General features: G+C 68.2%; 44 protein-coding genes. 35 read left to right on the top strand and 9 right to left on the bottom strand.

Annotated features, from left to right (window positions below):
• Positions 1-58: 58 nt before the first annotated feature.
• The 4 genes from AB0I18_RS15515 to AB0I18_RS15530 form a co-directional block, all read right to left on the bottom strand.
• Positions 59-373: a hypothetical protein gene (locus AB0I18_RS15515; protein ID WP_363105980.1), complete on the bottom strand. Its 315-nt coding sequence runs from the start codon at positions 371-373 to the stop codon at positions 59-61.
• A gap of 279 nt (positions 374-652) precedes the next feature.
• The gene (locus AB0I18_RS15520) at positions 653-1,063 is read right to left on the bottom strand and encodes an NUDIX hydrolase (protein ID WP_363105981.1); all 411 of its coding nucleotides are present in this window, start codon (positions 1,061-1,063) and stop codon (positions 653-655) included.
• Positions 1,060-1,698 (bottom strand): NUDIX domain-containing protein, encoded by a 639-nt coding sequence (locus tag AB0I18_RS15525; RefSeq protein ID WP_363105982.1) that lies wholly within the window; start codon positions 1,696-1,698, stop codon positions 1,060-1,062. The genes AB0I18_RS15520 and AB0I18_RS15525 overlap by 4 nt, the downstream gene beginning before the upstream one ends.
• Positions 1,699-1,847: 149 nt before the next feature.
• Entirely contained in the window at positions 1,848-2,102 is a 255-nt protein-coding gene (locus AB0I18_RS15530; RefSeq protein WP_363105983.1) for a hypothetical protein, read from the bottom strand.
• Between the two features lie 263 nt (positions 2,103-2,365).
• Here AB0I18_RS15530 and AB0I18_RS15535 point away from each other — a divergent pair, with 263 nt between their 5' ends.
• From AB0I18_RS15535 to AB0I18_RS15650, 24 genes are all read left to right on the top strand, one after another.
• Positions 2,366-2,740, top strand: a complete 375-nt coding sequence (locus AB0I18_RS15535; RefSeq protein WP_363105984.1) for a hypothetical protein — start codon at positions 2,366-2,368, stop codon at positions 2,738-2,740.
• A complete protein-coding gene (locus AB0I18_RS15540) occupies positions 2,737-3,285 on the top strand; it encodes a hypothetical protein (protein ID WP_363105985.1) in 549 nt (182 codons plus the stop codon). The genes AB0I18_RS15535 and AB0I18_RS15540 overlap by 4 nt, the downstream gene beginning before the upstream one ends.
• Positions 3,285-3,635, top strand: coding sequence for a hypothetical protein (locus AB0I18_RS15545; RefSeq protein WP_363105986.1), 351 nt, complete (start codon positions 3,285-3,287; stop codon positions 3,633-3,635). Before AB0I18_RS15540 ends, AB0I18_RS15545 begins: the two co-directional genes overlap by 1 nt.
• Positions 3,632-3,787: a hypothetical protein gene (locus AB0I18_RS15550; RefSeq protein ID WP_363105987.1), complete on the top strand. Its 156-nt coding sequence runs from the start codon at positions 3,632-3,634 to the stop codon at positions 3,785-3,787. The genes AB0I18_RS15545 and AB0I18_RS15550 overlap by 4 nt, the downstream gene beginning before the upstream one ends.
• A 105-nt stretch (positions 3,788-3,892) precedes the next feature.
• Entirely contained in the window at positions 3,893-4,324 is a 432-nt protein-coding gene (locus AB0I18_RS15555) for a hypothetical protein (protein ID WP_363105988.1), read from the top strand.
• Between the two features lie 56 nt (positions 4,325-4,380).
• Positions 4,381-4,614, top strand: coding sequence for a hypothetical protein (locus AB0I18_RS15560; RefSeq protein ID WP_363105989.1), 234 nt, complete (start codon positions 4,381-4,383; stop codon positions 4,612-4,614).
• A gap of 151 nt (positions 4,615-4,765) precedes the next feature.
• Complete coding sequence (locus AB0I18_RS15565; RefSeq protein ID WP_363105990.1) at positions 4,766-4,933, top strand: hypothetical protein; 168 nt, start codon at positions 4,766-4,768, stop codon at positions 4,931-4,933.
• Positions 4,934-5,022: 89 nt separating this feature from the next.
• The gene (locus AB0I18_RS15570) at positions 5,023-5,205 is read left to right on the top strand and encodes a hypothetical protein (protein ID WP_363105991.1); all 183 of its coding nucleotides are present in this window, start codon (positions 5,023-5,025) and stop codon (positions 5,203-5,205) included.
• Between the two features lie 96 nt (positions 5,206-5,301).
• The gene (locus AB0I18_RS15575) at positions 5,302-5,487 is read left to right on the top strand and encodes a hypothetical protein (protein WP_363105992.1); all 186 of its coding nucleotides are present in this window, start codon (positions 5,302-5,304) and stop codon (positions 5,485-5,487) included.
• Positions 5,488-5,490: 3 nt separating this feature from the next.
• Positions 5,491-6,012 (top strand): hypothetical protein, encoded by a 522-nt coding sequence (locus AB0I18_RS15580; RefSeq protein WP_363105993.1) that lies wholly within the window; start codon positions 5,491-5,493, stop codon positions 6,010-6,012.
• Complete coding sequence (locus tag AB0I18_RS15585; protein ID WP_363105994.1) at positions 6,012-6,215, top strand: DUF4236 domain-containing protein; 204 nt, start codon at positions 6,012-6,014, stop codon at positions 6,213-6,215. The genes AB0I18_RS15580 and AB0I18_RS15585 overlap by 1 nt, the downstream gene beginning before the upstream one ends.
• Before the next feature lie 47 nt (positions 6,216-6,262).
• A complete protein-coding gene (locus AB0I18_RS15590) occupies positions 6,263-6,391 on the top strand; it encodes a hypothetical protein (RefSeq protein WP_363105995.1) in 129 nt (42 codons plus the stop codon).
• 36 nt (positions 6,392-6,427) lie between these two features.
• Positions 6,428-7,795, top strand: a complete 1,368-nt coding sequence (locus AB0I18_RS15595; RefSeq protein WP_363105996.1) for a hypothetical protein — start codon at positions 6,428-6,430, stop codon at positions 7,793-7,795.
• Positions 7,796-7,818: 23 nt separating this feature from the next.
• Positions 7,819-8,418 (top strand): hypothetical protein, encoded by a 600-nt coding sequence (locus AB0I18_RS15600; RefSeq protein ID WP_363105997.1) that lies wholly within the window; start codon positions 7,819-7,821, stop codon positions 8,416-8,418.
• Positions 8,419-8,475: 57 nt separating this feature from the next.
• Positions 8,476-10,662, top strand: a complete 2,187-nt coding sequence (locus AB0I18_RS15605) for a hypothetical protein (RefSeq protein WP_363105998.1) — start codon at positions 8,476-8,478, stop codon at positions 10,660-10,662.
• A 177-nt stretch (positions 10,663-10,839) separates the two neighbouring features.
• Positions 10,840-11,250 carry a hypothetical protein gene (locus AB0I18_RS15610; protein ID WP_363105999.1) on the top strand — a complete coding sequence of 137 codons (411 nt, stop codon included), beginning with the start codon at positions 10,840-10,842 and terminating at the stop codon, positions 11,248-11,250.
• A gap of 21 nt (positions 11,251-11,271) precedes the next feature.
• Positions 11,272-11,454, top strand: coding sequence for a hypothetical protein (locus AB0I18_RS15615; protein ID WP_363106000.1), 183 nt, complete (start codon positions 11,272-11,274; stop codon positions 11,452-11,454).
• 3 nt (positions 11,455-11,457) lie between these two features.
• Positions 11,458-11,643 (top strand): hypothetical protein, encoded by a 186-nt coding sequence (locus AB0I18_RS15620; RefSeq protein WP_363106001.1) that lies wholly within the window; start codon positions 11,458-11,460, stop codon positions 11,641-11,643.
• Positions 11,644-11,684: 41 nt separating this feature from the next.
• Positions 11,685-11,930 (top strand): hypothetical protein, encoded by a 246-nt coding sequence (locus AB0I18_RS15625; protein ID WP_363106002.1) that lies wholly within the window; start codon positions 11,685-11,687, stop codon positions 11,928-11,930.
• An 88-nt stretch (positions 11,931-12,018) separates the two neighbouring features.
• Entirely contained in the window at positions 12,019-12,534 is a 516-nt protein-coding gene (locus AB0I18_RS15630) for a hypothetical protein (protein WP_363106003.1), read from the top strand.
• A 23-nt stretch (positions 12,535-12,557) separates the two neighbouring features.
• Complete coding sequence (locus AB0I18_RS15635) at positions 12,558-12,767, top strand: hypothetical protein (protein ID WP_363106004.1); 210 nt, start codon at positions 12,558-12,560, stop codon at positions 12,765-12,767.
• A gap of 13 nt (positions 12,768-12,780) precedes the next feature.
• Positions 12,781-12,978: a hypothetical protein gene (locus tag AB0I18_RS15640; protein WP_363106005.1), complete on the top strand. Its 198-nt coding sequence runs from the start codon at positions 12,781-12,783 to the stop codon at positions 12,976-12,978.
• Positions 12,979-13,047: 69 nt separating this feature from the next.
• Positions 13,048-13,395, top strand: a complete 348-nt coding sequence (locus AB0I18_RS15645; RefSeq protein WP_363106006.1) for a hypothetical protein — start codon at positions 13,048-13,050, stop codon at positions 13,393-13,395.
• Positions 13,395-13,604, top strand: a complete 210-nt coding sequence (locus AB0I18_RS15650) for a hypothetical protein (RefSeq protein ID WP_363106007.1) — start codon at positions 13,395-13,397, stop codon at positions 13,602-13,604. Before AB0I18_RS15645 ends, AB0I18_RS15650 begins: the two co-directional genes overlap by 1 nt.
• Here AB0I18_RS15650 and AB0I18_RS15655 read toward each other — a convergent pair whose 3' ends face one another.
• Together AB0I18_RS15655 and AB0I18_RS15660 are read right to left on the bottom strand one after the other, a co-directional pair.
• On the bottom strand, positions 13,605-13,805 hold the full coding sequence (locus AB0I18_RS15655) for a hypothetical protein (protein ID WP_363106008.1): 201 nt from the start codon (positions 13,803-13,805) through the stop codon (positions 13,605-13,607).
• A 52-nt stretch (positions 13,806-13,857) separates the two neighbouring features.
• Entirely contained in the window at positions 13,858-14,136 is a 279-nt protein-coding gene (locus AB0I18_RS15660; RefSeq protein ID WP_363106009.1) for a sigma-70 family RNA polymerase sigma factor, read from the bottom strand.
• Positions 14,137-14,550: 414 nt separating this feature from the next.
• Between AB0I18_RS15660 and AB0I18_RS15665 the strand changes: the two genes are divergently transcribed.
• From AB0I18_RS15665 to AB0I18_RS15685, 5 genes are all read left to right on the top strand, one after another.
• The gene (locus tag AB0I18_RS15665; RefSeq protein ID WP_363106010.1) at positions 14,551-15,045 is read left to right on the top strand and encodes a hypothetical protein; all 495 of its coding nucleotides are present in this window, start codon (positions 14,551-14,553) and stop codon (positions 15,043-15,045) included.
• Positions 15,042-15,317 carry a hypothetical protein gene (locus tag AB0I18_RS15670; RefSeq protein ID WP_363106011.1) on the top strand — a complete coding sequence of 92 codons (276 nt, stop codon included), beginning with the start codon at positions 15,042-15,044 and terminating at the stop codon, positions 15,315-15,317. Before AB0I18_RS15665 ends, AB0I18_RS15670 begins: the two co-directional genes overlap by 4 nt.
• A 172-nt stretch (positions 15,318-15,489) precedes the next feature.
• A complete protein-coding gene (locus tag AB0I18_RS15675; protein ID WP_363106012.1) occupies positions 15,490-15,957 on the top strand; it encodes a hypothetical protein in 468 nt (155 codons plus the stop codon).
• A gap of 17 nt (positions 15,958-15,974) precedes the next feature.
• Positions 15,975-16,436 (top strand): hypothetical protein, encoded by a 462-nt coding sequence (locus tag AB0I18_RS15680; protein WP_363106013.1) that lies wholly within the window; start codon positions 15,975-15,977, stop codon positions 16,434-16,436.
• The gene (locus AB0I18_RS15685; RefSeq protein ID WP_363106014.1) at positions 16,433-16,684 is read left to right on the top strand and encodes a hypothetical protein; all 252 of its coding nucleotides are present in this window, start codon (positions 16,433-16,435) and stop codon (positions 16,682-16,684) included. The genes AB0I18_RS15680 and AB0I18_RS15685 overlap by 4 nt, the downstream gene beginning before the upstream one ends.
• A gap of 104 nt (positions 16,685-16,788) precedes the next feature.
• Here AB0I18_RS15685 and AB0I18_RS15690 read toward each other — a convergent pair whose 3' ends face one another.
• The 3 genes from AB0I18_RS15690 to AB0I18_RS15700 form a co-directional block, all read right to left on the bottom strand.
• Entirely contained in the window at positions 16,789-17,277 is a 489-nt protein-coding gene (locus AB0I18_RS15690) for a hypothetical protein (protein WP_363106015.1), read from the bottom strand.
• Between the two features lie 66 nt (positions 17,278-17,343).
• Positions 17,344-17,532 (bottom strand): hypothetical protein, encoded by a 189-nt coding sequence (locus AB0I18_RS15695; protein ID WP_363106016.1) that lies wholly within the window; start codon positions 17,530-17,532, stop codon positions 17,344-17,346.
• The gene (locus AB0I18_RS15700; RefSeq protein ID WP_363106017.1) at positions 17,532-17,720 is read right to left on the bottom strand and encodes a hypothetical protein; all 189 of its coding nucleotides are present in this window, start codon (positions 17,718-17,720) and stop codon (positions 17,532-17,534) included. Before AB0I18_RS15700 ends, AB0I18_RS15695 begins: the two co-directional genes overlap by 1 nt.
• Positions 17,721-17,873: 153 nt before the next feature.
• Here AB0I18_RS15700 and AB0I18_RS15705 point away from each other — a divergent pair, with 153 nt between their 5' ends.
• The 6 genes from AB0I18_RS15705 (at position 17,874) to AB0I18_RS15730 (ending at position 24,497) form a co-directional block, all read left to right on the top strand.
• Positions 17,874-18,482, top strand: coding sequence for a hypothetical protein (locus tag AB0I18_RS15705; RefSeq protein ID WP_363106018.1), 609 nt, complete (start codon positions 17,874-17,876; stop codon positions 18,480-18,482).
• Positions 18,479-20,059 (top strand): hypothetical protein, encoded by a 1,581-nt coding sequence (locus tag AB0I18_RS15710; RefSeq protein ID WP_363106019.1) that lies wholly within the window; start codon positions 18,479-18,481, stop codon positions 20,057-20,059. The genes AB0I18_RS15705 and AB0I18_RS15710 overlap by 4 nt, the downstream gene beginning before the upstream one ends.
• A 7-nt stretch (positions 20,060-20,066) precedes the next feature.
• Entirely contained in the window at positions 20,067-21,587 is a 1,521-nt protein-coding gene (locus AB0I18_RS15715) for a hypothetical protein (RefSeq protein ID WP_363106020.1), read from the top strand.
• A complete protein-coding gene (locus tag AB0I18_RS15720) occupies positions 21,580-22,626 on the top strand; it encodes a hypothetical protein (protein WP_363106021.1) in 1,047 nt (348 codons plus the stop codon). Before AB0I18_RS15715 ends, AB0I18_RS15720 begins: the two co-directional genes overlap by 8 nt.
• 14 nt (positions 22,627-22,640) lie before the next feature.
• A complete protein-coding gene (locus AB0I18_RS15725; protein ID WP_363106022.1) occupies positions 22,641-23,417 on the top strand; it encodes a hypothetical protein in 777 nt (258 codons plus the stop codon).
• A gap of 138 nt (positions 23,418-23,555) precedes the next feature.
• Complete coding sequence (locus AB0I18_RS15730; protein ID WP_363106023.1) at positions 23,556-24,497, top strand: phage major capsid protein; 942 nt, start codon at positions 23,556-23,558, stop codon at positions 24,495-24,497.
• The last annotated feature ends 33 nt before the right edge of the window (positions 24,498-24,530 follow it).

Genomic DNA, 24,530 nt, shown 5'->3' on the forward strand with positions numbered 1-24,530 from the left:
CAGATAATTCTAGTGGCGAATGGGTCTCAAGTGGCCGCATTCGCCTGGCAATTCGCCCTTAGATCCAACTCGTGACGAACGGTTCCGAAAGCTCCGGCAGGCCGACCTCGAAGACCTGCGCGAGCAGGTAGCGGGCCATCGTGTCGTGTTCAAGCTCGCTGCGCCCCGTCGGCATGGTCAGATACACCTCGCCGCTCCTCCGCTGCACGACCGCACCGAAGAACTCGCGGTCCGTGATCGAGCTGTCGACGATCTCAACGCCGGCCTCAGCAAGCAGGTCGTCCAGTGGGGAGTCGAGGATGCGGTCGGGCGACAGGGGCGGCGTGACGTATGCCGCAGGCGGCATCGCAGGGTCGCGCAGTAAGGTGTTCATGAGACCTCTTCTCTAGCGGGGAGTGGTTGTTGATCGGCGAGCGTGAACTCGCTGGTCGAAACGGCCGGGGTGTTGACGCACCTCGGCCGCTCGCTTTTCCGCTACTGACGCTAGGCCACTTTCGGCCCCTGCTTGCGCAGTTGGTTACAGATCCAGACTGTTGGCGATCTGGTCGTCTAGCTGGGCGGATCGCGGATTTGCCTGATCCGATAGGATGTGTCGCGTCTCCGTCCCCTCGCGCGGACATATCGGCCGCCGGCCAAGGGTGGCCGGAAGACGTCAGTGCGGCAGGATGCTGTCGAGGTACTCCTGCACTGGGCCGAACAAGCCGTAGGGCACGTACTCCGCGATCTCCGAGTGGGCCACCCAGGCGACCGCGTCCAGCTCCTCGTCATCCGCCACATGCGCCGTGCCCTCGAGCACCTCGCAGGCCGTGTACGACATCAGCCGGCCCGTCTTCGGGTGCACGCGCTCCCCAAGCAGCTTGATCGCCTCGACGGTGAGGCCCGTCTCCTCGAGCGTCTCCCGAACGGCCGCAGCCTCCGCGGACTCGTCGCCCTCGATCGCGCCCGCCGGGAACTGCCACATGAGCTCCCCCTCCTTGACGGCTCGGCGCACCATCAGCACACGGTCGTTGCGCACGATGATTGCCGCACTGATGCCGGGCTTCTCGGTGATGGTCTCGGTCATACGGTTGCCTCCAAGGCGTCCAGGATCGGCGGGAAGATGCGGTCGGCTGGGATGTAGCGCGCGAGATCCCTTATCGGCGCCCACGCCACGGCGGCATTCTCGGAAGCATCCCCGTTGATCGCCTCACCGTGCACGAAATCGCAAATGAAGTATGAGCAAAGCGCCCGCGTCACGGGATGCAGTCGTTCACCCAAATGCTCACGGACCATGCAATGCACGCCCGTCTCGTCCAACGTCTCGCGGACTGCGACCTTCGTGGCGGAGCCGCCCGGCTTGACGATGCCAGCTGGGAACTGCCACGTGATGTCCGTGCCGTCCTGCCTGCAGACGAGGAGCACTTCACCCTCGCGCCGCACCACTGCAATAGCCACGCGCAGAGCCTGCGCCTCAATGTGGCCTGCGGCTATGCGCGATAGGTGGATGAACCGCCGGCGCACCGCATCACCTGCCCTCTCGTATGCCGTGTCGAGGATTCGCTGCGTTTCGCGCTGAGGAATCATGTTCGGTGAGGCGTGCCAATTGGCGACGCTGCGCACCGATACTCCGAGGCGACCCGCGAACTCTTCCTGGGTCATGTCGAATGCTTCATTGAGCCAGGCTGCTTTCTGCCCGGTCCACTGGTGAACGACGTCCACTATCGGCTCCTCGGCCGCGTTTGTGGGACCTGTCGCGGCGGGTCTGCATGGCGCCTGCATACCCGCTGCAGATCACTGCATGTTGCTGCATGGGGCCTTCATGGTTTGAGCGCGCGCACACGCGTTGACTCGATCCCATGGACCCTCGATCACTCGCCCTTGCCGTACTGGAAGGCGCGCTGGAAAGAAACGTCTCCCATGATCGTGCCGATCTCCTTCCACTTCTTGCCCTCGACCCGGAGCCCCTGCGCGATTTCCTGGCGCTGTCTCCGCCGCCACAGCTCGAGCTCGTCCTCGAGGAACTTGGCCAGGTCGAGGTAGGCGGCCCAGCGCTCGGTCAGGTCTTCGATTGCGCGCAGCTGGTCGTCGTAGCGCGCGTAGGGAGCGTCGGGAGAGTCGGCCATGACGTGAGAGTACGGGCGATCCGACGGTCGCTCAAGATGCAACTAGAAAACTTGAGTTGGGCGCTTGACTCGCCGCTGCGGGCCCTCTACGGTCGCACCAAGTCTTCAAGGCGCCACCTAGAAACTGGCGCAGTCGTCCACTCCTACCGGACCCAGTCCGCGGACGACACCACAACCGAAAAGCAGAGCGGGCCGGGCGCTTGCGACTCCTACATCGCGCACGCACCGACCCTGACCACCAGGCTCTTGTGAGGAGCACCCTGATGGCTACGCAGAACTCTACTGGCACGCCCGAGCGCGTCGATCACTACCGCCCCACCGCTCGTTCTCACTACGCCCACATGCGTTGCGCCGAGCAGTCGGCCCGCAATATCTCGGTCCGGCTGTCGGTGCGCGGCTTCCTCGCTTCCGAGTCGGCCGACGTGATCGCTGACTTGCAGGCCACCCAGACCAGCCACTACCTGCTCGCGGCGGCGTACCGCAGTGCTGGCCGTCGCCGTGAGCGTGCCGAGCGTCGTGCCGCGCACCGGAAGCTGTTCCGGCAGGAGCCGGCCCGGTACTTCCGTCTCACGGCCCGCGAGATGCAGTCGACGGTGCGCGCCGCTTTCCGCCGGATCGTCAAGGCGGTGTCGGCATGAGCACCGCAACCCCACTTTCCCCCGCCGACCGTCTGGCCCACGATGCGGCGTCCCACGTCACGTGGCGTGCCCGCGAGCGTTACCTCGCCGACAGGGCCGCGAATGGCCGCATCCGCACGGCGGGTGGCCTGTGGCTGGCCGACCGTGCCGGTCACATCGTCGACATCGAGGTGACCGTCGAGTACGTCAGCCCGGTGTCTCCGGACGGGGACGTGTTCCTGATCCTCCGATCCCTGGATGGCACCGGTATGGCGCTCGCGATGACGGATGCTTCCGAGCGGCCGGACGCCCTGAGCTGGATGGACCGCAGCCTCGTTAGTCTGTTCGCCCGCGCCACCACGCTGTTCGGGCAGCCGGCCATCGACCTGCGCCGCGCCACTGCGATCCATGGCAGCGTCACCGCCAACACGGCCTCACTCCCGCAGGCGGCCGTCGACGCTATGCGCAGCGTGGAGCGGACTTTCGTCGCCGAGCACGACAAGGCGAAGGAGCCGACGCTTCCGCAGCATCTGCGTGGCCCGCACCCGCAGTCGGCGGTGCGCTGATGTCTGCCGCGAATGAGTTCAAGTTGCGTTGGCAGCGTGCCGCGCACCGTGCGCTGGACGAGTTTCTGACGTCGGCTGCCGAGCTGGGGTTGCCTGCGCTGTCGTGGACGATCGCCACGTCGGGTGCGCTGGTCGGCGATGTCGATTCGTTGACGTCGACACCGGATGAGATGCGGGCCGCGTTCCGGACGTGGGCCGGAGTGCTCGGCGGGACCGTGACGCCGGAGCGCACCGACTCGGACGGTGCCGCCCACCTGTACGCCAAGTTCACCTGGTCGAAGGACCCGGAGGTGCGCGGCGCGATCCGGGCGACGATCGTCCCGCCGTTCGAGGACGGTGACGAGTCGTGACCGCCTCGACGAAGCCCCGGATGCCGGTCGTGTTCTCCGACGACTTGGACCGTGTTCTGCGCCGTGAGACCCGCGAGCAGACCCCGGACGCCGATCGCCTGACCTGCCCGGTGCATCTCGACTGGCGGGACCGCTGCCGCAGCTGGCATTAGCCAGCCCCTGATCGCCGCGGGTTGGCGGATGTTCCGGTTCCCCCCGTCCCGCCAGCCCGCGGCTTCCAACCCCGAACCGCTTCTTCGTCGCCCTGGAGGGCTGCCATGTCGTACACCCCGAGCGCCCCGGACCTGAAGACCGAGCTCGCCGACCGGATCCGCAGCCATCGCAAGAACCGCGACAACGGCGGCAGGTACTTCAGCCCGCACGTGAAGGTGCGTGAGGAGGCTGGCCGCTTCACCGCCGCCGGTGAGGCTGAGGTCACCGTCGAGGCGCTCGTCTCCTTCAGCACCAAGTACGTCTACGACAATCCGGGTTCCCACGACGAACACCGGATCGCCGTCGGCGCGGTCGCGAAGTGCCACGGCAACGGCTGCGTCGCGCCGGACTTCGAGAAGAACCATGCCGGTCACTGGCTGCTGGAAGACGACGCGGACAAGACCGCCGAGTCCTCCTTGCCGCTAGTCCAGGCGGCCCGCGAGTGGGCCCAGTCCCATGCCGAGAAGTGCCGCGCCCAGCCCTACACCGGCCGCTGAACCACCCCGAACTTCCGCCCCACCCTCACCAGCTCCCGTGACCGAAAGGGTCTCCCATGTCTCCGTACCTCATCTCTGACGCCGATCTGGCCCGCACGACTCCGCTGGCGGCCCTTCGCCGGGAGCGCACCACGGTCGCCGACGTCATGACCGAGCTGTTCGGCGACGGCTTCACCCGCGCCCTGTACCGGGAGACCACTTACGCGGTGCCGGACTCGGAGCGGCAGACGTGCCCGGTGCATCAGGACTGGCGGTCGCACTGCATCGACCTGCACCTGAAGGCCGCCTGACCCCTGTTCGGCCGTGGTGGTGGCCGGCTGGTCCCCTCCCGTTCCACCGCCACGGCATCCCTTCTGGCCGCGCCAGTCGCCGCCCCGCATCCGCGGGTTGGCGTCGAGCACGACCAGCACCAACCCAATCCGACAACTGAGAGGACGCGTGATGTTCAAGAAGGGCGACCGGGTCGAGATCGTGGATGCCGAACATTTCCGGTGCGGCCAGAAGGGAACGATCGCCGGTCCGCCGGAGCGTGGCGAGTGGCCGGTTGACGATCTGCCGGGCACCAACTGGACCACCCTCTACAGGACTGACCAGCTCCGCAAGGCCTGACCCCCTGGCGTCGTGGCGTCGTGGCGGTGGGCCCCTCCCGCCGCCACGACCTCCAGCCCGAACCCCACCCAACCCGAGAGGAGCCCGTCATGGGCACGTGGAACTTCACCGCAATCACCCGCGACATCGACGGGAAAATCGATGAGCGCATCCGTGGGCAGGTGTCCGGCCCTCACCCGGGGGACGCCCAGGAGGCAGTTCGCGAGCAGGTCCAGGAGAGGACCGGCCGACGGTGGGTCGAGGTGTACGTGGACGACCCCTACTTCGACTGACCCGCCACCCCAGCCCCGGCCTGGCCACCACGGGCGTGAGCAGCAAAGCAGGCCGGGGCACGCACAGGCATCCAATCCGATCGAGAGGACTGAGCAATGCATAGCGGAAGCCCAGAGGAGCTGCGCGACAAGGAGCGCAGGGCGCTGGAGATCGGGCAGCAGATCGCCTCGCTGCTCGACGACTTGGAGCAGATCGCGCCCGGCTCGGTCCACGCCCAGGTGTCCGGCCTCGGCTTCAGCATCCGGCGCCGCGGCGGCGGCTTCACCGCAGTGGAGGGCTGATCTGTGCGCATCGTCAGCCATCGTCTCGGCCGTCAGCATCGTCCCGTCGTCGAGCGTGTCACCCGGATCGCCGACGAGGCCGGTCGTCTGGCCGCCCGGCATGCGCGGTCTTCGCTGGGCCGGGTCGAGTTGGCGGTCACGACCACCAAGGGCATTCCGGACCTGATCTGTGCCGCGCATGAGCGGATCTTCGGTACGAGCGACTGGGATGCCTGGCACGAGCAGGGTGTCGCCGGCTGCACGACGATCCGTCCGGGCGGCTCCCTCGTGGTGATCAACGCTGAGGCGAACCGCGGGTGTCTCGATGAGGCCGACATGACGGTCATTCACGAGTTGGTGCACGCCGCCCAGGTCAACCGGCGCGGGATGTGGGAGCTGGTCGCCCGCGGCCTGGCCCACAACTACGGCATCGAGCCGATGTCCGACCGCGAGGTGTGGGCGGCGAACCTGCGGCGCGACCGCGATGAGCGGGAAGCCGCAGCGGCGGAGCGCCTGCACCGGCAGCTCGCGAAGGCGGTGGCGTGATGCCGATCACCTTCCGCAAGAGCTTCCGGGTCTTCCCCGAGGTCCGTCTCAACATCAACCGCCGGTCGTGGTCGATCACCGTCGGCGCCTGCAACGGGCCGCGCTACACCCGCAGTTCGACCGGCCGCGACACCACGTCGATGAACCTGCCCGGCGGGTTCGGCTGGCGCTCCACCCGCACCCGACGCAATCGAGAGGACTGAGCGTGCCGGCCTGGATGTTCACTGCGACCTCCCGTACCGGTCAGCCGGTGAACCAGATCACGAAGGCACCGACCGACTCGATCACCGTCTACGACCGGGCCGACCTCGACCGGCGGCTCGCCGCCGCGAAGACCGACCCGCGCGACCTTGACGTCACCGTCCAGCGCATCGCCTGACTGCCCACCAAGATCCCGGAAAGGACTGAATCCGCCATGACTGCCAGCCCGCCCAAGGTGAACGGCCGGTCGCGGCCTGCCATGCCCGTGCTGGGGGACTGGCAGCCGATAGAGGCCACCCCCACCGAGCCGGAGGCCACCGAACCCCCCACCCCCCAGCCCGACGCGATCGCCCAGGCCGAAGCCGAAGCCATCCGGGCCCGCGCCTGGGCCGATTCCGAAGAGCGGCGCCTCGCCGCCGAAGCCGAGAAGGAGGCCGCCCTCAAGCTGGCCGAAGCCGAAGCCGACGCCATCCGCGCCAAGGCCGAGGAAGAGGCCCGCAAGCAGCGCCTCGCCAACGACCGGGCTGAGCGCAAGACGGCCGAGGAGAAGGCCGCATCTGAGGCGCGTATCGCTGACCACAATCGGCGCCGCGACGACTCCGAACGCGCCCGCCGTCAGGCTGTCCGCCAGGATGCGGAGCAGCAGCAAACCGAGGCCGAGCAGGCGAAGGCCGTCGAGAAGTCCGGCAAGCGGTGGAGGAACGTCGCCCTCGCCTTCTACGGCCTGTGCGCGGCGGTCGCCCTGCCGGTCCAGATGAACGCCTTCTACGACCCGAACGCCGAATACCTGCTCATTGCCCCGGTATTCATCGAGGTGATCGCGCTGGTCGCCCTCGTCGGGGCCGCCGCCGCAGTCACTGCCGGGCGCCCGCACTGGCATTACCGGCTCGTCGCCTGGGCGGGGGCGCTTACCGCGGCCAGCATCAACATCGTTCACGGGCTTGCCGAGTACGACGCAGCGACCGCGTTCGGTACAGCGCTCGCCTCGATCGCAGGCCCCGGCATGTGGGACCTCCATGAGCACGGACGCATCCGCAAGCGCGACGGCCGCCCGTCGTGGCACGAGCGCCGCGCGGTGAAGAAGGCGGCCGAGGAGCAAGCTGCCGAGGAGGAGCGGAGGGCCGCCGAAAAGGAGGCCGACGAAGAGGCTACCGAGCTGGCCCAGTACGAGCTTGCGGAGGACCGCCAGCGGGAGTTCCCGGACGTCTGGCAGGAGGCCCTGAAGATCGCCGCTGCGGTTGGATCGACCACCGACGACGACGCCGTGTGGGTGCGCGCCTACCGCAACATCAAGGGCTGCGACCCCGGCGAGTCCATCGAGTCCATCACCGCCCGCCGCGCCGCCGAGAAGCGCGTCGAAGCCGCCCTCACCGGGACCCCCGTGAACACCCTCAGCAAGACCACGAACGCACAGCGTGCGATCCAAATTAAGAACCCTGCGCGCCGGTCCACGTACAAGCCCGTTCCGCCCGTCCGGCAGCCCGGCGATACCCCCAGCTATCACCCCGCCGCGCGTCGCGCTCACGGAGAGACGAAGCGCCGCTCGAACGCCGCCAAGAACTCCCGCCCGAACGACAGCTAACCCACCCTCAGGAGACCCCAGTCATGAACGCCACCCTTCGCCGGATCGCCGTTTCGGGCAGCGCGGCCGTAGCCCTCCTCGGAGGCGCCACCGCGATCACCACCGCCACCGCGCCGACCGCATCCGCCGCCGACATGCAGACCGCCATCAACCGGGCCACCGGAGCGCCGGTGACCATGCCGGACGGCCGCGTCGTCCATGTCCGCGGCATGGACGCCGCAAGCTACCGGGCCACCCCCGAGCAGACGTCCACGATCGTCCTCGCCGCAGCCAAGGCGGAGGACGACCCGAACATCGGCACCGGGCTGACCCCCGACAACGGCAGCGGGGCCGCGCTCCAGAACCCGAATCAGCCGAACGTCAACGGGCAAGTCAACGGCATCAACCCGCAGCAGATCCAGACGCAGGCCGGCGGCGGCACCATCAGCCTCACCGTGGCTATCGGCCTGGCCCTGCTCGCCATCGTCATCGTCATGGTCAAGAAGGGCAGCGTGAAGTTCGCGCAGGCCTTCATCTGCGTCGCCCTCGGCGTCTACCTGGCCCCGACGTTCTTCGGCCCGCTGATCCAGCAGCTCGGCGGCTCCGCTGCCAGCGGTCTCGGCAACGTCTGGGCCGGCTTCTAAACCGCTCGCCCGCGGGGCCCACCCGGCCCCGCCCCACCCAAGGAAGGAACTAGGCCAGTGGCCACCGAAGTGCAGCCCGACCCAATCGAGCAGCAGCCCGCCGAGGAGGCCGCCGAGCCCACCCGCAAGCAGCGCGCCAAGGCGGCATTCGCCGTACAGCGCAGCCACGCCGGCGCCCGCGCCAAGGACTGGCTGGCCACCCGCGACATCGACGACGTCGAGATCATGCAGCTCGCCATCCAGAAGAAGCAGGACAAGCACCACCAGAGCATCGCCCAGCAGGAGCGTCTCGCCGCGCAACTGCACGCCCGCTTCGCCGTCGCCAAAGCCCAGGCAGAGATGAACGAGACACAGAGCAACAGTGGCACTCTGTCCCGCCTGGCCGGGGACGTCGCCGCTGCCGAATCCAAGCTGGAAGCGCTGCGGAACACGCCGGTGCTCGCGCCCAACGACCGCGAAGCCAACAGTGTCCGCCACAGTAAGCGTGCAGGCCGTGCCGCCGCGATTGCCGGTGGTGGCCTCGGCTCCCTGTCCGCGCTGGGCAGCGCCGTCGAGATGACCGTCAATGGGCAGCCGCTCCTCCTGGCCGCCATCGGAACGGCGGCCGGCTACGGCTGGTACCTGGTCTCCCGCCCTTTCGTCGACGGCCAGCCTGCCCCCACCCCGATCACGGTGCAGCTGGCCACGCCGATCAACATGACGAAGCCGGAAGTGCAGGCCGGGCAGCGGGAGTTCAACGCCCCGCCGCCACCCGCGCTCACCTCGGAGGAACTTGAGCAGGCACTGCGCAACATCGGCGAGGTCAAGCCGCACGAGCAGATCCAGATTCTGGCCGTACCGCAGCGCGACGGCGACGGCAACACCACCGTCGTGTTCGACCTGCCGCCGCGCACCACCGTCGCCGAGCTGAAGAAGAAACTGCCCAAGCTGGCCGGGGCCCTCGGCCGCGACGCCTCCATGGTCGACATCGAGAAGGCCGGCAACGAAGTCCGCACCTCCCTGTGGATGACCGACCGGGACCCCTTCGAAGACACCCGGCCGTCGCCACTCCTCAAGAAGCCCAGCCAGATCGACGCCTGGAAGGACGGCGTCCCGGTCGCCTGGAACAAGCGGGGCATCACGATCCGCCTCGCGATCAACAACCAGTCCTATGTGATCGCGGGAACCACCCGCTCCGGTAAGGGCGTTGGCGCGTCCAACCTGGTGGTGGGTGCGTCCTTCGATCCGCGCATCAACCTGCGGATCGTCGCTGGCAAGAACAACGCCGAGTGGAACCCTTACGCCAAGGCGGGCATCGCCAGCACCTACTTCAAGCCCGACCCGGCGCGCCTCCTCGCTCTGCTGAAGGCGTTGCTGGCGGACAAGGACCGGCGCGAGCGGGACCTCGACAAGCTCAGCAAGAGCAAGGTGGTTGCCCCCGTCATTGAGCAGGTTGGTGGCTTGGAGATCCTGGTCATCGACGAGCTGGCCACGTACACGCGCCCCGGCAAGCCGCTGCGTGAGGGGATCCTCGAAGCGCTGATCGAACTGTCCGCCGTAGCGGCGGGCGCCGGAATCCTCATGGTGCTGATCACTCAGTACCCGGACGTCGACGTCCTTCCGCAGGCGCTGGCTATGAACTGTGGCGCCCGGTGGGCAATGCGCGTGGAGAACGCCATCCAGTCCAACGCGATCCTTGGCGCGGGACAGGCGGGCGGGGGCCGGGACGCCTCCAAGTTCGACCCGCCCCGTCCGGGCTTCGGGTGGCTGGTCAACCCGTTCGCCGGGGTCACCGACCTTGCCCGGTCCTTCGACCTCGACGAGGACGACCGCGGTGAGGTCACGATGCTGTTGGAGAAGGCGGCGAAGATTCGCGAGGCTGCGGGCCGTCTGGCCGGGCAGTGGGACGACCCGATCGAGAAGCACCTCCTCAACGCCACCGTCCTCTCCTCGGTCGCTGGCGGGCCCAAGCGGGACGGGACGCCCGGACGCAATGTCTTTCAGTTGACTCCCGAGCAGCGCCAGCAGATGGACGCTTGTCGGGGTGCACTGAAGGCGATGCAGGACTTCGACCGGGACGTGGCGCAGCTCGACGAGATGGCCGAGTTCATCGGCGGATCCATGACCGCCGAGCGCCTCGGCGAGTTGCTGCGTGCAGCCGGCGCAGGACCGACGACAAAGGTCACGATCGAGAGCCGGGGCCGGGTCAACGGCTACCGGAAGGATGACGTCGCCTCGGCGCTCAGCTTCCTCGAAGGGGCCTGACCGCCCCGGACAGTAGGACGTTTCGTCGCCTTTGTTCGCTGGCCACGACACGGACGGAGGGTGGACCCGACCCGGGGACTGACCACCTCCCGTCCGACCTGCCAAACACCATCAAACCTGGGTGAAACATGCCCGTGTCCGCGTCACATAACGCACAAACCGGAATGGAGATCAGTCATGTCAGGCAAGACCTGGGAGCCCACCAAGAGGGGTGCCCGTGACCTTGAGCGGCACATCCGTAAGGGAACCGTCGTCTACACCGTCTCGGAGATCGCCCGCAACCTCGCCCCCTACGAAGACTCGCAGCTGTACGACGCCCACACGTTCACCCACCGCAGCCCCATCACCGGCCACTGGATGACCGGGCACCTCTCCGTCCAGGGACTGATGGGCCAGTCCGGCACCGTCTACGAGAAGCCGCCCGTCGGGATGCGCGGCATGGCCGACCCCCCGCGGCAGGTCGGCGCCCCGCTCGGCGACAACTACGAGGGAATCCTCGACGAGGCCGAACTCGCCGCCCTGGCGAAACTCCAGCGCGGCAACCTTCCCCCGAAGCTGCGCCGCGCCCTCAACGCCTACCGCCCCTAACCCACGAGGAGGAGAACTCGCATGCAGTACACCCACCAGTCCGTCCGCGACTACGTCGCCGCGAAGAAGCGCGGCGACCGCGCCACCACCGACCGCATCATCGCCGAGGTGAATGCCCGCTTCGACACCCGCACCACCGACGGCAGCGAAGCCGCAGAACTCCTTGACGCCACCATGGCCGTCCGCTTCGGCGAAGGGGAGTGACCCGTGGCCACTCGCGAAGAAGTCTTCCAGCGCGCCGTGACGGCTCTCAGGGAAGGCAACCGGCTGGTCGCCGCAGGAGTCCCCGAATCCCATCCCGGCTACGCCGCAACAGAGGACAGTCTCCGAGCCGCCCAGGCCGCAGGTTTCGAGGACTACGAGATCGTCGCAGCCGCCTGCGACCTGCCCTAACCAAGCCGGGTATCCCACCGCATCACGATCAAGGAGACGCCATGACCAACTACAGCAACCCGAACACCCGGCTCACCGCCGCCCGTTACGCGTGGGACGTCACGTTCAAGCGCGGACCCGTGAGCAACGGGAAGTTCACGACGCAGCGCATCGAGGGCAGCTACGACCGACAGCCCGGCGCCACCGTGGGATCCCTCCTCGCAGGGCTCACCAACTGGTACGCGCAGAGCAACAACATCCCCGCTGCCGACGTCACTATCGCGAGCTACTCGCTGCGCGAGAAGTAGTTGAGCCGGGGCGCCCCTTCCCGCCTGCCAGCAATCAGGGGCGCCCCTTCCACCCGCCACGCGCGAACGCGCAGGAGGCACCAGAGAGATGACCACGCACGCCCCCGTACAGGCAAGCCCACCACCCGACATCGGAACCCGCCTCGACTTCGCGGCGCGGCTCGCCCTCACCGACGCGATCATGGCCGACCGGCTCGACCGGGCCGGACTCGCCTTCGACGTCAACACCGCCCACATTCCCGCGGCCCTGCCCGTCGAGGTCGCCGCACCCCTGACGCTCACCCCGACGTCGCCCCCCAGCCCGTACACGACGCCGATCGCCGGAACCCTCCACCAGGCCCGCAACCGGATCATGCGCGACGGCTGGTGCCGAGATGCCGTATTCGACGACGACGGAGCCGTCTGTCCGATCCGGGCCATCCGCCTCGAAGCCGCTAGCCGGCGCCAAGCCGACGACGCCTGCGTGCTGCTCCTCGACGTCATCCAGGCCGCATTCCCCGGAGCCGAAACGATCCCCAGCTGGAACTCCGAACAGACCAGCGCCGCCCCCGTCCTGCTCTACCTCGGCCGCGCCGCCGACCACGCCCACGCGCGCGGCATCTGACCCGCCCATCGAAGGAGCACCTCGTGACCACCCAAACCGACCCCCGCGAAGCCGCCATCCAAGCCCTCTTCACCGGATATCTCGACGCCCACTCCGGCGCCGAGCCGGACCACGAAGCCATCCAAGCCGCCCACGACGCAGCAGGCCGTGCGCAGATCCCGTCAGCCGAGATCTTCCGGGCAGCTGACCGGCGCTTCGCCAAATGGCTCCTCGACAACATCGACCGGCACTGAAAAGGAGACCCCCATGCCCAAACCCACCCCCGAAGAAATTCAGGAAGCCGCCCGCCAACTCCAGCGCGGCGGACACCTCGGCCGCGGCAGCAGCAAGAAGGCCGACAAGGTCGTCGAAGAGGCCGTCGCAGCCGGAGCCGACCGACAGGACGTCGCGATGGAGATCTTCGCCGCCGCAGCCGACTACGAGCCCAGGCCCTGGGCCCGATAAGAGCGAAACCCGCACGTCGACCCGCGGCGTGTGGGCCCGCACCAACAACCAGCAGCAGGAGGAGAGCCCGTGGCCTCGACCACTGTCCCGCTCGTAGAGGTCCTCGACGGATGCCCCGAACCCCGGTTCGTTGTCTGGCTGGACGAATACAGCAGCTACCTGCTCCTCGGCCACCTGGACGCCGGCACGGCTCAGGCCCGTATCCGTACCGGCTACACCATCGACCCGGCCACTCTGGAGCACCGGCGGATCCGCTTCGACCGGCACTGCTACGGCAGCTGCGAAGGCGGCATCGACGACTGCGGACGGGACTGCCACGAACAGCCCTGGTGGGTCCGCGACGCGCCCGATGATGCCGATGCCGTCGACGTAACCATGGTCATGGCCAGCTACATCCGCGAGAAGGCGGCTGCCTGATGCCTGGAGCTGGGCGTATCCCGACCGACGCCGAGATTCACGAGGCGGCACGCCAGCTCTGGGCGGGCGGCTTCAATGGCAAAGACCCGGAGAAGGCTGCCTACGCCAACCGGCTCGTCGACGAAGCGGGCAGCCAGGGCGGCCAGGTTTCCGCGATGATCCTGGGGGCCGCAGCCGACCAAAACCGAGAAGCAGGCGAGGTGGACTGATTAGCCCGACATGCCAGGGCCCCGGCCGGATTCCTCGGCCGGGGCCTTCGTCGTCGGTGCGGGTACAGCCCGGGCCAGCCAGCGCCTGTCCGTCAACAGTGTCGGCAGCATGACGGGCACCATCCCCGCATCCACCAGCCGCGCCAACCCCTCAGCGCACTCGTCCTCGCTGTCCGCCTGCACCCCGTACCGGATCGCCATGACCGCAGTCTGGCCGGGGTCGTGGGGGAGACAGGGCGGAATGCGGGAAGCGCTACTCGGCGGATGGCGGCTCGGCTCGCTTGCCGCTGGCTCGCCCTTCGGCGATCTGCTGGGCGCGCGCCCTGCTGAGCCCTAGTTCTTTGCTGACCTCGGCGTGACTCATTCCGCTGTCGCGCATCTCCCGAACGGCGCCTTGGCGAATCTCCCGTAGCCAGTGCTGCAGGGCCGGGATGGACTCCAGGACTCTGCCGACGTTCTTGGCGCGGTCGGTCGGATCGCCCTGGTCGGCGAGGTGTTTGAGGCTTTCGAAGGGGGGCGGCGGCGTGGTCATGAATTCAGTGTAAGGGGTGGGTTGACATGACGTAAGGGGTCCCCTTACAGTTGAGGTGTCGGGGCAACCCGGCAACAACTCCACAGAGAGCGAAGCAGAACTTGGGTAGCGGCCTCGAAAGGGGTACCGGGAATCGACCCGTAAACGCGGACACAGTGGCGAAGCCCAAGGCGAGTGTGGTGATAGAGGAACCGTGTCGACCGTAAACTGTGCGGTCGCTCTGGCCGAGCCGGGGACAGCGAGAGCTGGGTCCCGTGGGGTGGGGGACATAGATAGACCCACTAGCGCCGGGCACGAGGATGGCAGCGAGGCTCTTCGGAGCAACGGAACTGTCGGTCGTACTCCGCTCCTACCGCATAACGAAGGTTGCTTCGCTCTCTGTGGACCCAGAGGTCAGACCAGGGGGTGGCGAGAGTGGAGCAGCAGGACCAGGAGTACGTCACCTGCCCTAAGTGCAACGGCAAGCAGGGCTTCGACACGTACCGCCACGTCCCCCACAAGCGCATCGGCGGACTCTGCTACGAGTGCGACGGCGAGGGCGTCATTCCTGTCGCCGACGCTGCCGCCTACCTCCGCCGCCAGCAGGCCGCCACGGACGCCCGTATCGCCTGGGACCAGGTTCGCGCCGACGAACGCAAGGCCAAGGAAGCCGCGGCCCACGATGCCGCCTTCGACCGCTACGGCGAGGAGTACCGGCTGGTGTACGCGCTGTCCCGCTACGACCACCGCGCCACCCTCGGCGCCGTCATTGATCTGAACGCCTACCGGGCAAACGACGCCGCCGCCATGCGCCGGGTGCGCGACCGGCTCCCGTACATGGTCGAAGAGGCTGGGCTGGACGGCCTCAGCCTGGAAGAGATCGAAGCACTCGCCGCCGACAGCGAGAACCACACCAAGGAGAAACCGTGATTGCCCGCCCGCCGCGCACGGTCCCCGTCCCGGATGCGGTCGCCTCCCTGTCCGGCCGTCAACTCCCCGCGCACGTGCGGGATGCGATCACGGAGGCGGCCTTGTGCGGGCGACTCCTCACCTCCCGCACCCACGCCGCCTGCCCACTCGACGTGCGACTCGAAGCCGGAGGGCACCTGCATCAGCGGATTGCTCGCGCCAACCGGGTGCTTGCCGCCCACAACCCCGGACTGACCTTCGGCTGGGGCGACATGCCCGGCCGCGAACGATAGGAGCACGAATGCCCCGCATGATCGGACGCCACTGCCCCGACGGCCCCGGGGGACGCGACTGCCACTGCTGCGGCCAGACCCCCGGTCGCGACCGGAAGAACGCCCCCCGCCGACGCATCAAGCGCTCCGAACGCCACAGCTGGCAGCAGCAAGCCCGCCGAGAGGCAGAGTGATGAACCCCGTCACCTGGCTCCGCCCCGAATACCAGGGCCGCGAGGACGAGCTGATTCACCTCGCGGCCGGCGCCGACCTCGTTGGCGTCACCCGCTCCGCTGTCTCCAACTGGGCCGCCCGGCACGGCAACTTCCCGAAGATTGTGATGTTGGCCGGGCCGCGCGAGAAGCGCACGAAGTGGGTCGTCCGTACCGAGTTCGAAGAGTTCGCCCGAGGGCAGCTCGCGAAGAAGCGCGGCGGCCCGGCCGGCAAGCAGGCACCCCGCAGGCCACGCGTGGAGGCCCTCGCCATGCGGATCCGCCATCACGAAGCGCAGGTCGTTCGGCTCGCACAACTCGCACAGAAGCAGGAGGAAGCGCTCCGGCGGACGAAGGACACGCTGAACCGCCACAAAGCCGGCCTGAAGGAGGCCCGTCAGCAACTGGCAGCCGAAGCAGTAGCCGTGAACCGGCTGAACGAAGCCTGACCCGAATGGAGAACCCGATGAACTTCCACACCGCGTTCAGCACCGTCATCGCCGAACTGACCCCGCAGCCCTGGGACTACACCACCCCGGACGGAACCCGCCTCCGCGTCATCCCCGAGGGGCTGTCGCAGGATCCGGGCGACGGCGTGGTCCTGATGCAGATCTGCGAGGCCGCACACGTCCAGGTGACCCCGGACGGACCCGAGTTCTCGCTCCGCACCTCCGCCATGCCGGAACTCCTGGCCGCTCTTCACGCGCGCACCGAGTGCACGGTCTCCGCCAGCTGGGACGAGGAACTCACCGTCCGCCCCGAAGCCGACGGCATGCGCCTCGCGTACACCGTGTGGGCACGGGACACCACGGGCCAGGGAGCCGACGTCGACCGCACCATGCTGCTGCCGGAGGCGCAGCGTTTGCCGCTCGCCTCCGCGCTCGCCCGCGCTGCGGGCGTTGCCCGGGGCTGGGAGGACCGCGCGTGACCGCTCCGCCCGCCCCGCCGATCGCCGACGAGTACCCGGTCCGCGACGTGCGCTTCGTCAACGGCCGCACCCGCCACCGCACCAAACGACCCGACGGCGAACAGTGGTGGGAGCTGTTGGAAGCCGCCTGCGGGAAGACCGGATACCTGTGCACCGGATACACCGCCGGGGCCGTGCGCGACTGCCGGGGATGCGTGCGGGCCACTGGCGGCCAGACCAGCAACCACGACACGGAAGGAACCCGATGACCGCGCACCCGGAGGTGTTCCCGCCCACCGCCGACCGCCCGTGCCCCGCGCTGTGATGGCCCGCCCCACCGTCCGGGGCGGGCCATCGGCGTGTGTGGCGACCGTCAGGTCGAGTACTCGTCCGTCGTCAGCGTCATCGACAGGCTGGCCGGTCCGAGCAGCAGCGTCGCCGTGTAGCCAGCGCAGGCGGAGTCGCCCAACGTGGTGTCGGTGCTGCCTTTGCACTCCCCGGCGACGTAGGCCTCGGATGCTGCCGTGACGTCCTCGATGTGCTTCATCGACCGCGGGTACAGCGCCTTCGCGTCGGCTTCTTCGATGGCGGTCTCGACGTCGTACACCACCTCGGTGAGCTGCGTGATGTGCGTGACGCACTCCGGCGATCCGACCTTCGTACACACGCCCTGCTCGCCCTTGTCGCCGGCGGCGTCCAGCTTGGGCGCCCACTTCTCGGACAGCTTCACCGGCACGGCCGAGGCGGTTTCGGCGGCTGCATCCACGGTGGCCTTCGACTCCGGCTTGTCGCCGCTGCTCTCCCCCGAACAGCCAGCCAGCAGCAGCCCTGCCGCTGCGATCCCCACGATGTGTCGCCTCATGGCGTACCCCCCTTGCTCAGTGAAGGAAAGGTAGAGCACGGGCGATTGGGGCGATAGCGATACAGGTCAACGCTTGCGACGGCTGCGCGTCCGCCAACCTTTGCGCGCCATACGGGACCGCCCGGCGAAGGCGCGCCCGGCGTTGCTGATGCGGGCTGCCTTCGCCTTGCTCGCACCCTTCCGCCGCAGTGCGCGGTACGCGCTGTGCCTGCTCCGGTAGACGAAGCCGGCGCGTCCCCCGCGGTCGGAGACCATCAGCGCTTCTTGGCTGCGCGCCGTCGGCCGGCTGCGGCCATCTTCGCCATGCGCTTCGCCCCGTACTTCTTCCTGCCCGCCATCGCGGCGACGGCGTTGGGGTCGCGGGCCCCGGACTTGCGGGCGGACGCGGCGACTTGCTTGAACCGTTTGCCGCTCCCGAGCTTCGGCTTCTTTCGGGTGGCCATGGTGGCGCCTCCTGTCGCGGACTGTCTTCCATGGTGCGCCCGCGATGGGGGTTGCGGTAGGTGAGTTGGTGCCCAAAGTCAATCCATGACCTACGATTCAAAGGTGACGATGGTGTAATTCTGAAGAATCGATGGACTTGAGGAGGGTGAGGCATGGCAGGCGGACCCGCCCCGTACTTGAAGAGAAACTCTGCCGAGCGCGCCAAAGCGGCAGAGATCGTCTTCGATCTCCGGGCGCGCGGCATGCACTTCAGCGCCATCGACACCCTCACCCAGCACCCCGACGGGCCCACCGGAGGCCAGCGCATCAGCGCCAGCACCGCCAAGGAACTCGTCCGCGAGGAAGGCGCTCGCCGCGTCGACCCCAAGATCGACGCGTACCGGGCCCTCGTCCTCGACCGCATCGAAGCCGCACTCCCACGCCTCGAAAAGCTGGAACAGGCCGCCATCGAAGTACTGGAGCGGCACCACATCACCGTCAACAACGGTCGCGTCATCAAGCTCGACGACGGCGAACCGCTGATCGATGACGCTCCCGTCCTCGCCGCCATCGACCGCCTCGTCAGGATCGAAGCCGAGCGGGAGAAGAACACCGCCGCGCTGCGGAAGCTCTTCGGGCTCGATGCGCCCGCCCGAGTCGACGCGACCATCACCGAGGTGACCCGCGAGGACGTCGCGTTGCAGGAACTGGTCGCCGAAATGCGGGCCAAGAACGCCAACGTGATCGAAGGCCTGCGCGCCGACCGGGAGCCCGGCGAGTGACCACCTCCGTCGACCAGCCGCGCATCGCCGACCCCTACGACCCGGCAGCGAACGCCGACACGTTCGACTTCCCCGCCTGGGTCAACAGCATCGACGCGCGACTCCTCGACGGCAGCCCCGAATACCGCGACGCCCGCATCGAAGCCACACGCCTCGACCCGCTGCTCTTCGCCGTCCTCTACTGCCTGCACCACCTCCGCGACCCCGAGAAGCACGTCACCTTCGCTGACGCCCACCTCGAATGGGTGCGCCTCGCCCGCCGCTGGGCCATCCCGCCGCGCGCACCCATGGAGCAGCGCGACGCGTTCCTCGCCCCACGCGACACCGGCAAAAGCACGTGGATGCTGTTCATCCTGCCCCTCTGGGCCGCAGCGCACGGGCACATCAAGTTCGCGGCCGTCTTCGCGGACTCCGGCCCGCAGGCGGAAATGCACCTCGCAACCTTCCGCAAGGAGGTCGACGAGAACGCGGCCCTGCGCCGCGACTTCCCCAAGTTGTGCACGGCCGGCCGACGTCCGTCCGGGGCCTCCGAGTCGGACGCCAAGCACATGGTTATCCGCTCCAACGGGTTCGTGTTCGCGGCGAAGGGCATCGACTCCAGCTCGCTCGGCATGAAGGTGGGGGAGCGACGCCCCGACCTCCTGCTACTCGACGACGTGGAGCCGGACGAGAGCAACTACAGCGCCTACCAGGCAGACAAGCGGCTGAAGACCGTCGCCGACGCGATCCTGCCCCTCAACATTTATGCGCGCGTCGTCCTGTCCGGGACAGTGACGATGCCCGGGAGTATCACCCACCAGTTGATCAAGTGGGGCAAGAAGGAACGCTCCGAGGGCAACGCGTGGGTGGGGGAGCAGCAGTTCCGTGTTCACCACCACTTGCCGATCATTCGAGACGACTACGGCAACGAACGTTCGATGTGGCCGTCGAAGTGGCCCCTCGACTTCTTGAAGAAGATCGAGCACACGCGTAGCTACCGGAAGAACTACCTCAACGACCCGATGGCCGCCGACGGCGCCTACTGGTCCGAGGACGACTTCACCTACGGCAGCTTCCCCACTGCCCGCACCTACCTGTCCGTTGACGGCGCCGTCACAACGAAGAAGACCAGCGACTACACCGGCCTGTCCGTCGTCAGCTGGGCCCCCGCCAGCGGATCCAACCAGGCCCGCTGCCTGGTGAAGTTCGCGCAAGCCGTGAAGCTCAAAGGCAAGCCGCTACGTGCCCGGGTCCTGCAGATCCTGGAGTCGTTTCCCGAGATCGGCGCGATCCTCGTCGAGTCGAATCAAGGCGGCGACCTGTGGCTTGAGGTCTTCCACGACCTGCCCGTCAAGGTCATCACCTTCAGCAACAGCGACAAGAAGGAAACCCGCGCCGAACGCCTCCTCAACCTGTACCAGCTGATCCCCACCCGGGTCACGCATGCCGAGCCGCTGCCCGCCCTCGAAGAGCAGATGGTCGCGTTCCCGAAGGCCCCCAACGACGACCTCGTCGACACCGTCGGCAACGCGGTCCTGCGTTTCCTGAAGCCCCCCGCCCGACCGAAGGCCGCGGTGCGGTCTGTGAGCCCGAGGTGACTGCCTGATGGCCGGGACCGACGACCTGAAGTACGCCTACGCCGAACTGTGCGCCCATCGGCCCCAATATGCGAAGGCTGAGGCGTACTACGACGGCGACGTCGACGAGGTCTTCGCGTCGGACAAGGTCGCCAAGATGCTCGCCAAGTCGCATCTCAACGAGCTCGACGAGGTGAATTTCGCCCGCATCCCCGTTGATGCGGTCGCCAACAGGCTGCACGTCACCGCCATCACCACCGACAGTGAGGCGGCGGACGAGGAGATCAGCGGCCTCGTTCTGCGCAACGAACTCGACGAGGAAGGCCCGGCACTTCAGCGCAGGGGCTGCTCACAGGGCGACGTCTACCTGATGGTGTGGCCGGAGACCGACGAGCAGGGCGACATGCTCGGCGTGAACATGTTCGTCAACTCGGCGTCGACTGTGCGCGTGATCTACGACGAGGAGAATCCGCTCCGCAAGAAGCTCGCCATCAAGTCGTGGACGTTCGGCTCCGGGAAAGATCAGGTGATCCGCGCCGACCTCTGGTATGCGGACCGCATCGAGCGCTGGCTGTGGGCGGGCAAACACAACGGCCGGCAGGACAAGTGGGAGCAGTGGGCCGGAGACGGGCAGGACTGGAAGCTCGACAACCCCTACCGTGAGGTCCCGTTCTTCCACTTCAGGACGAGCAGGCCCTACGGCCGGCCGGTGCACTATGCGGCCTACGGTCCGCAGGCTCTCATCAACAAGCTGATCGTCAGCCATGCGGCGACGGTCGACTTCCAGTCGCTGCCGCAGCGGTACGGGCTCATCGACCCGGCCGTCGACCAGTCGGGCATGCAGTCGGACTTCGACCCCGACTTCCCCGAGGATGCGGCAGGTGATCCTGAGGGGCCGCTGAATCCGTCGCAGTTGCGCAACGACCCGGGCGAACTGTGGATGCTGCAGGGCCTCAAGGGGGTCGGCCAGTTCGATGCCGCGCAGCCGGACGTCTACCTCAAGCCCCTCGACCGGTACATCAAGGCCATGTCGCAGGTCACCGGAGTGCCGTTCACTCTGTTCGACTCGACAGGGGATGCCATCTCCGGGGAGGCGCGGCAGGAGGCGAAGGCGGAACTCACCGCCATGGTGGAGGCCATTCAGCGGTCCTTCGGCGGCACCTGGGCTGCGGCCTACCAGTTCGCGTTGCGGATCCTCGACTTCGACGACGTCACTGTGAAGGTCCACTGGAAGCCTGCGGACCAGGTCACGTCGTCTGACGGGTGGGCCACCATCGAAGCGAAGATCCGCAACGGGGTGCCGCGCGAACAGGCCCTCGTAGAGGCCGGCTACCCGCCGGAGATCGTCAAGGCGTGGCTGGTCAACCTCGACGATGACGCCGAACTCCAGCGCCGTGTAGAGCTGCTCGCCACCCTCGGCGACGCGATCCAGAAGCTCGGCTCCGGCGTCGCCCTGGGCGCGGTCACGGACCAGCAGGTCGCCACAATCCTCGACGGGGTCCTGGCCGCGGCCGAGCGCACCGACCGGGAGGTGACCGCCGGTGGCTAGCCGCGACGAGAACATCATCCGCCTCATCCAGGGGCCGCACACTGAGGCGATCCAACGCATCGAAGACGAAGCTATCGACGCCGCGGTGGGCGGGCTGGATGCCGAGTTCACGCAGGCGGCCCGCGACACGACCGCACTGTGGACGCGCCTGTTCGGCGGGCCGCGAGCCGACGCCGGAGACGATAAACTGCTTGCCCGCATCCTGACCGCGGTGAAGGCGGCGCTCACCCGCCTGTTCAAGGGACTCGGCGCCCGCTCCAGTGCCGCCCTCGAACGCGCCCTCGACCCGGCCGCGGCATTGGGTGTGACGCAGGGCGCGCAGGTGCTGTCGATGCTGGCCGGCCACCGAACCAAGGGCGTTGGCGTGAAGCCGTCACGTGCCCTGCGTCGCGCCGCGCGCAGCCTGCCGGAAGTCGCCGACGAGCAGCACCGCGGCGCCCTCACCCTCCTGAAGGTCAAGCTGGTGCGCCGCCTCGGTCTCACCGGCGCCCTCGCCGCAATCGGCAGGGCGCGCGGCGTCATCGGCCGGCTCAAGGCGGCCATCTCCCGAACGGTCAACGAGGCCGCGAACGAAGGCATCGCCGAGCAGATCCGGCAGGCCGGCGCGAAGAAGGTGTGGGTCGCCGAGCGGGATGCATGCGTGAACTGCGCGGCTTACGCCGGGCACGTGGTCGACGCCGGCGCCGACTTCCCCGGCGGGCTTTCGTGGGATCCGAACCAGCGGGGCCGCGGCGAACCGGTACCCGGGCCGCCTCTTCACCCGCACTGCCGCTGCCGACCCGCACCGTGGCGCGACGAATGGGCGGTGCCTGGAGTGCCGCCGCTGCCGGAGGTACTACAGCGCGAGGCGCGCCGCTCTGTCGCCCGCGGCTGGTCGTTGCCCACGGAGTCCAACGCCGCTCGTATCCGTGCCGCCCGCGAGCTGATCCGCACCGGACCGCGGCTGCCCAAGTCCGTCGTCGAGTTCGCCTCCGACGCCGTGCGCGCCGGGCGATTCGAGAACCGCACCTTTCCCGCCACCGGCCCCGGTACGGGTTGAACAAGGAGAACGACATGGCACCCCGAACCCTCGCCCGCTCCCGCATCCACACACCTGGCTGGGCACACCCCGCCTGGTACCGCGGCGGCGCCTTCAGCCCCGTCTTCTACGCCGACGGCGATCCCACGGCCGAGCCCGACGGCGCCCCCGAAGACGAGCCGGAGCCGCAGACGGAGCCGGAGGACGACTGGACACCGCCGACCCGCGAGGAGTGGGAGACCCACCAGGCGAAGCTGAAGACCGCATCGGGTGAGGCCGCGGCGCGCCGCAAGTTTCTGCGCGCCAACGGCATTGATCCCAAGACCGGGCAGAAGGTAAATCAGGACCTCGACCCCGAGCCTGCAGCGGACCCGGAGCCGGGCAAGGACGACCAGCCCCGCGGCCTCACTCAGGCCGAAGTGCAGCGGGCCGTCGACAAGGCCGTCACCGAAACCCAGCTCAAGGGCACCCGGCAGATGCGGACCTTCACCGTCGGCTTCAACAAGGCGCTCTCCGAAGCAGGCTGGAACGGCACGCGCCTCGACAGCCTGATGAAGCTCCTCGACCTCGACGACGTCGACATCGACGACGGGGAGATCACCGGACTCTCCGACCAGATCGACGCGATCAAGTCCGAGTGGCCGGAGTTCTTCAGGCGCAACCGTTCTGCCAATCCGTCCAACGGGACTGGTGGTTCTGGCCAGAATGGTGTAACCCCGGCTAAGATCGATGCAGCCGACAAGAAGCCGCCGGCCCCCGAACCCAAGGACTGGGTGGAGAAGCTGGCCCGGCAGGCAGCACGCGGCGCGTAGTACGCCCCAGGTGGGGCACGGCACGACGAACCCCTCGGGGTTTGAACAGGAACGAGCGGGACGCTCACAGGTCCGCCCAGGTAGGGCACCCACCCAACCGTGCGGGCCGTGAGCCCCCGTCCTTCCTGAGGTGCCCTCGTGGCTTCCACCGACATCATCAACGACTGGATCCCGATCGAGTGGGACTCCGAGGTCATCCAGCGCATCCAGCGCGAGTCCGCGATCGAACAGCTCGGCTACCGCGTCCCCATGAGTTCCGCCACGAAGCGGATCCTGCGCTCCGCCGGCCTCACCGTGACGGCGGGCACGACGTACACCGACGACACGTCGACGAACGACTACATCACCCTCACCGCCCGGCGGCTGATCGCGAAGTTCACCGTCGACGAGGACGACCTGTCCGACGCGGCGACAGTCGTAGACACGATCCGCATCAAGGGCATGGACTGGGCGATCTCCTACGCCGACTCCTTCGACAACGCCTGCATCGGCGTGAGCGCCGCAGAGAACGGCTCCACCGTCCCGTTCACCAGCGCCTACAAGTCGCTGCGCACCACCAACTCGGCGACCGGCTACACCGCCGACGACAACTACCTGACCTGGGACGACGACCTCATCGCCATCCCCTCCACCCCGGTCGGAACGTCGCTGTACGAGAAGCTCTCCACCGCGTTCAAGAAGGTGGAGACCGGACAGTTCTGGTCCATGGCCGACCAGTTCGTCGTCGCCGCCCCCGGCTGGCGTGACGCGCTGCGCCTGTGCACCGACGCGCAAGGGCGCCCCATCTTCCAGCCTGCGTCCGGGTCCACCCCGGAGACTCTGTTCGGCGCCCCCGTCACTTGGTCCCGCGGTGCGAAGGTGTCCGCGACCATGCTCGGCGCCCCGACCGGCAACGACCTGCTGCTCTTCGGCAACAGGTCGTACCTGAAGAAGGGCGAGCGCTCCCAGCCCGAATCCCTCGTCGACCAGGCCCGCGCACAGGACAACACCGACGACACCGCCGTCAAGTTCCGCGTCCGCCGCGCGTTCCAGCTGGCGCACGAGAAGGCGTTCTCCATCGTCGAGCGCGTCACCGACTAGCCATCGCTACGGGACTGCCGCCGGGGATTGGTG

It is taken from the genome of Streptomyces sp. NPDC050704 (assembly GCF_040654355.1).
Taxonomy (GTDB): Bacteria; Actinomycetota; Actinomycetes; order Streptomycetales; family Streptomycetaceae; genus Streptomyces.

Excerpts from the sequence above, each read along its gene's own strand:
- AB0I18_RS15515 (WP_363105980.1), bottom strand. The coding sequence starts at position 373 with ATGAACACCTTACTGCGCGACCCTGCGATGCCGCCTGCGGCATACGTC.
- AB0I18_RS15520 (WP_363105981.1), bottom strand. The coding sequence starts at position 1,063 with ATGACCGAGACCATCACCGAGAAGCCCGGCATCAGTGCGGCAATCATC.
- AB0I18_RS15530 (WP_363105983.1), bottom strand. The coding sequence starts at position 2,102 with ATGGCCGACTCTCCCGACGCTCCCTACGCGCGCTACGACGACCAGCTG.
- AB0I18_RS15535 (WP_363105984.1), top strand. The coding sequence starts at position 2,366 with ATGGCTACGCAGAACTCTACTGGCACGCCCGAGCGCGTCGATCACTAC.
- AB0I18_RS15540 (WP_363105985.1), top strand. The coding sequence starts at position 2,737 with ATGAGCACCGCAACCCCACTTTCCCCCGCCGACCGTCTGGCCCACGAT.
- AB0I18_RS15545 (WP_363105986.1), top strand. The coding sequence starts at position 3,285 with ATGTCTGCCGCGAATGAGTTCAAGTTGCGTTGGCAGCGTGCCGCGCAC.
- AB0I18_RS15555 (WP_363105988.1), top strand. The coding sequence starts at position 3,893 with ATGTCGTACACCCCGAGCGCCCCGGACCTGAAGACCGAGCTCGCCGAC.
- AB0I18_RS15560 (WP_363105989.1), top strand. The coding sequence starts at position 4,381 with ATGTCTCCGTACCTCATCTCTGACGCCGATCTGGCCCGCACGACTCCG.
- AB0I18_RS15565 (WP_363105990.1), top strand. The coding sequence starts at position 4,766 with ATGTTCAAGAAGGGCGACCGGGTCGAGATCGTGGATGCCGAACATTTC.
- AB0I18_RS15570 (WP_363105991.1), top strand. The coding sequence starts at position 5,023 with ATGGGCACGTGGAACTTCACCGCAATCACCCGCGACATCGACGGGAAA.
- AB0I18_RS15575 (WP_363105992.1), top strand. The coding sequence starts at position 5,302 with ATGCATAGCGGAAGCCCAGAGGAGCTGCGCGACAAGGAGCGCAGGGCG.
- AB0I18_RS15585 (WP_363105994.1), top strand. The coding sequence starts at position 6,012 with ATGCCGATCACCTTCCGCAAGAGCTTCCGGGTCTTCCCCGAGGTCCGT.
- AB0I18_RS15595 (WP_363105996.1), top strand. The coding sequence starts at position 6,428 with ATGACTGCCAGCCCGCCCAAGGTGAACGGCCGGTCGCGGCCTGCCATG.
- AB0I18_RS15600 (WP_363105997.1), top strand. The coding sequence starts at position 7,819 with ATGAACGCCACCCTTCGCCGGATCGCCGTTTCGGGCAGCGCGGCCGTA.
- AB0I18_RS15610 (WP_363105999.1), top strand. The coding sequence starts at position 10,840 with ATGTCAGGCAAGACCTGGGAGCCCACCAAGAGGGGTGCCCGTGACCTT.
- AB0I18_RS15615 (WP_363106000.1), top strand. The coding sequence starts at position 11,272 with ATGCAGTACACCCACCAGTCCGTCCGCGACTACGTCGCCGCGAAGAAG.
- AB0I18_RS15625 (WP_363106002.1), top strand. The coding sequence starts at position 11,685 with ATGACCAACTACAGCAACCCGAACACCCGGCTCACCGCCGCCCGTTAC.
- AB0I18_RS15630 (WP_363106003.1), top strand. The coding sequence starts at position 12,019 with ATGACCACGCACGCCCCCGTACAGGCAAGCCCACCACCCGACATCGGA.
- AB0I18_RS15640 (WP_363106005.1), top strand. The coding sequence starts at position 12,781 with ATGCCCAAACCCACCCCCGAAGAAATTCAGGAAGCCGCCCGCCAACTC.
- AB0I18_RS15650 (WP_363106007.1), top strand. The coding sequence starts at position 13,395 with ATGCCTGGAGCTGGGCGTATCCCGACCGACGCCGAGATTCACGAGGCG.
- AB0I18_RS15655 (WP_363106008.1), bottom strand. The coding sequence starts at position 13,805 with ATGGCGATCCGGTACGGGGTGCAGGCGGACAGCGAGGACGAGTGCGCT.
- AB0I18_RS15660 (WP_363106009.1), bottom strand. The coding sequence starts at position 14,136 with ATGACCACGCCGCCGCCCCCCTTCGAAAGCCTCAAACACCTCGCCGAC.
- AB0I18_RS15675 (WP_363106012.1), top strand. The coding sequence starts at position 15,490 with ATGAACCCCGTCACCTGGCTCCGCCCCGAATACCAGGGCCGCGAGGAC.
- AB0I18_RS15680 (WP_363106013.1), top strand. The coding sequence starts at position 15,975 with ATGAACTTCCACACCGCGTTCAGCACCGTCATCGCCGAACTGACCCCG.
- AB0I18_RS15690 (WP_363106015.1), bottom strand. The coding sequence starts at position 17,277 with ATGAGGCGACACATCGTGGGGATCGCAGCGGCAGGGCTGCTGCTGGCT.
- AB0I18_RS15695 (WP_363106016.1), bottom strand. The coding sequence starts at position 17,532 with ATGGTCTCCGACCGCGGGGGACGCGCCGGCTTCGTCTACCGGAGCAGG.
- AB0I18_RS15700 (WP_363106017.1), bottom strand. The coding sequence starts at position 17,720 with ATGGCCACCCGAAAGAAGCCGAAGCTCGGGAGCGGCAAACGGTTCAAG.
- AB0I18_RS15705 (WP_363106018.1), top strand. The coding sequence starts at position 17,874 with ATGGCAGGCGGACCCGCCCCGTACTTGAAGAGAAACTCTGCCGAGCGC.
- AB0I18_RS15715 (WP_363106020.1), top strand. The coding sequence starts at position 20,067 with ATGGCCGGGACCGACGACCTGAAGTACGCCTACGCCGAACTGTGCGCC.
- AB0I18_RS15725 (WP_363106022.1), top strand. The coding sequence starts at position 22,641 with ATGGCACCCCGAACCCTCGCCCGCTCCCGCATCCACACACCTGGCTGG.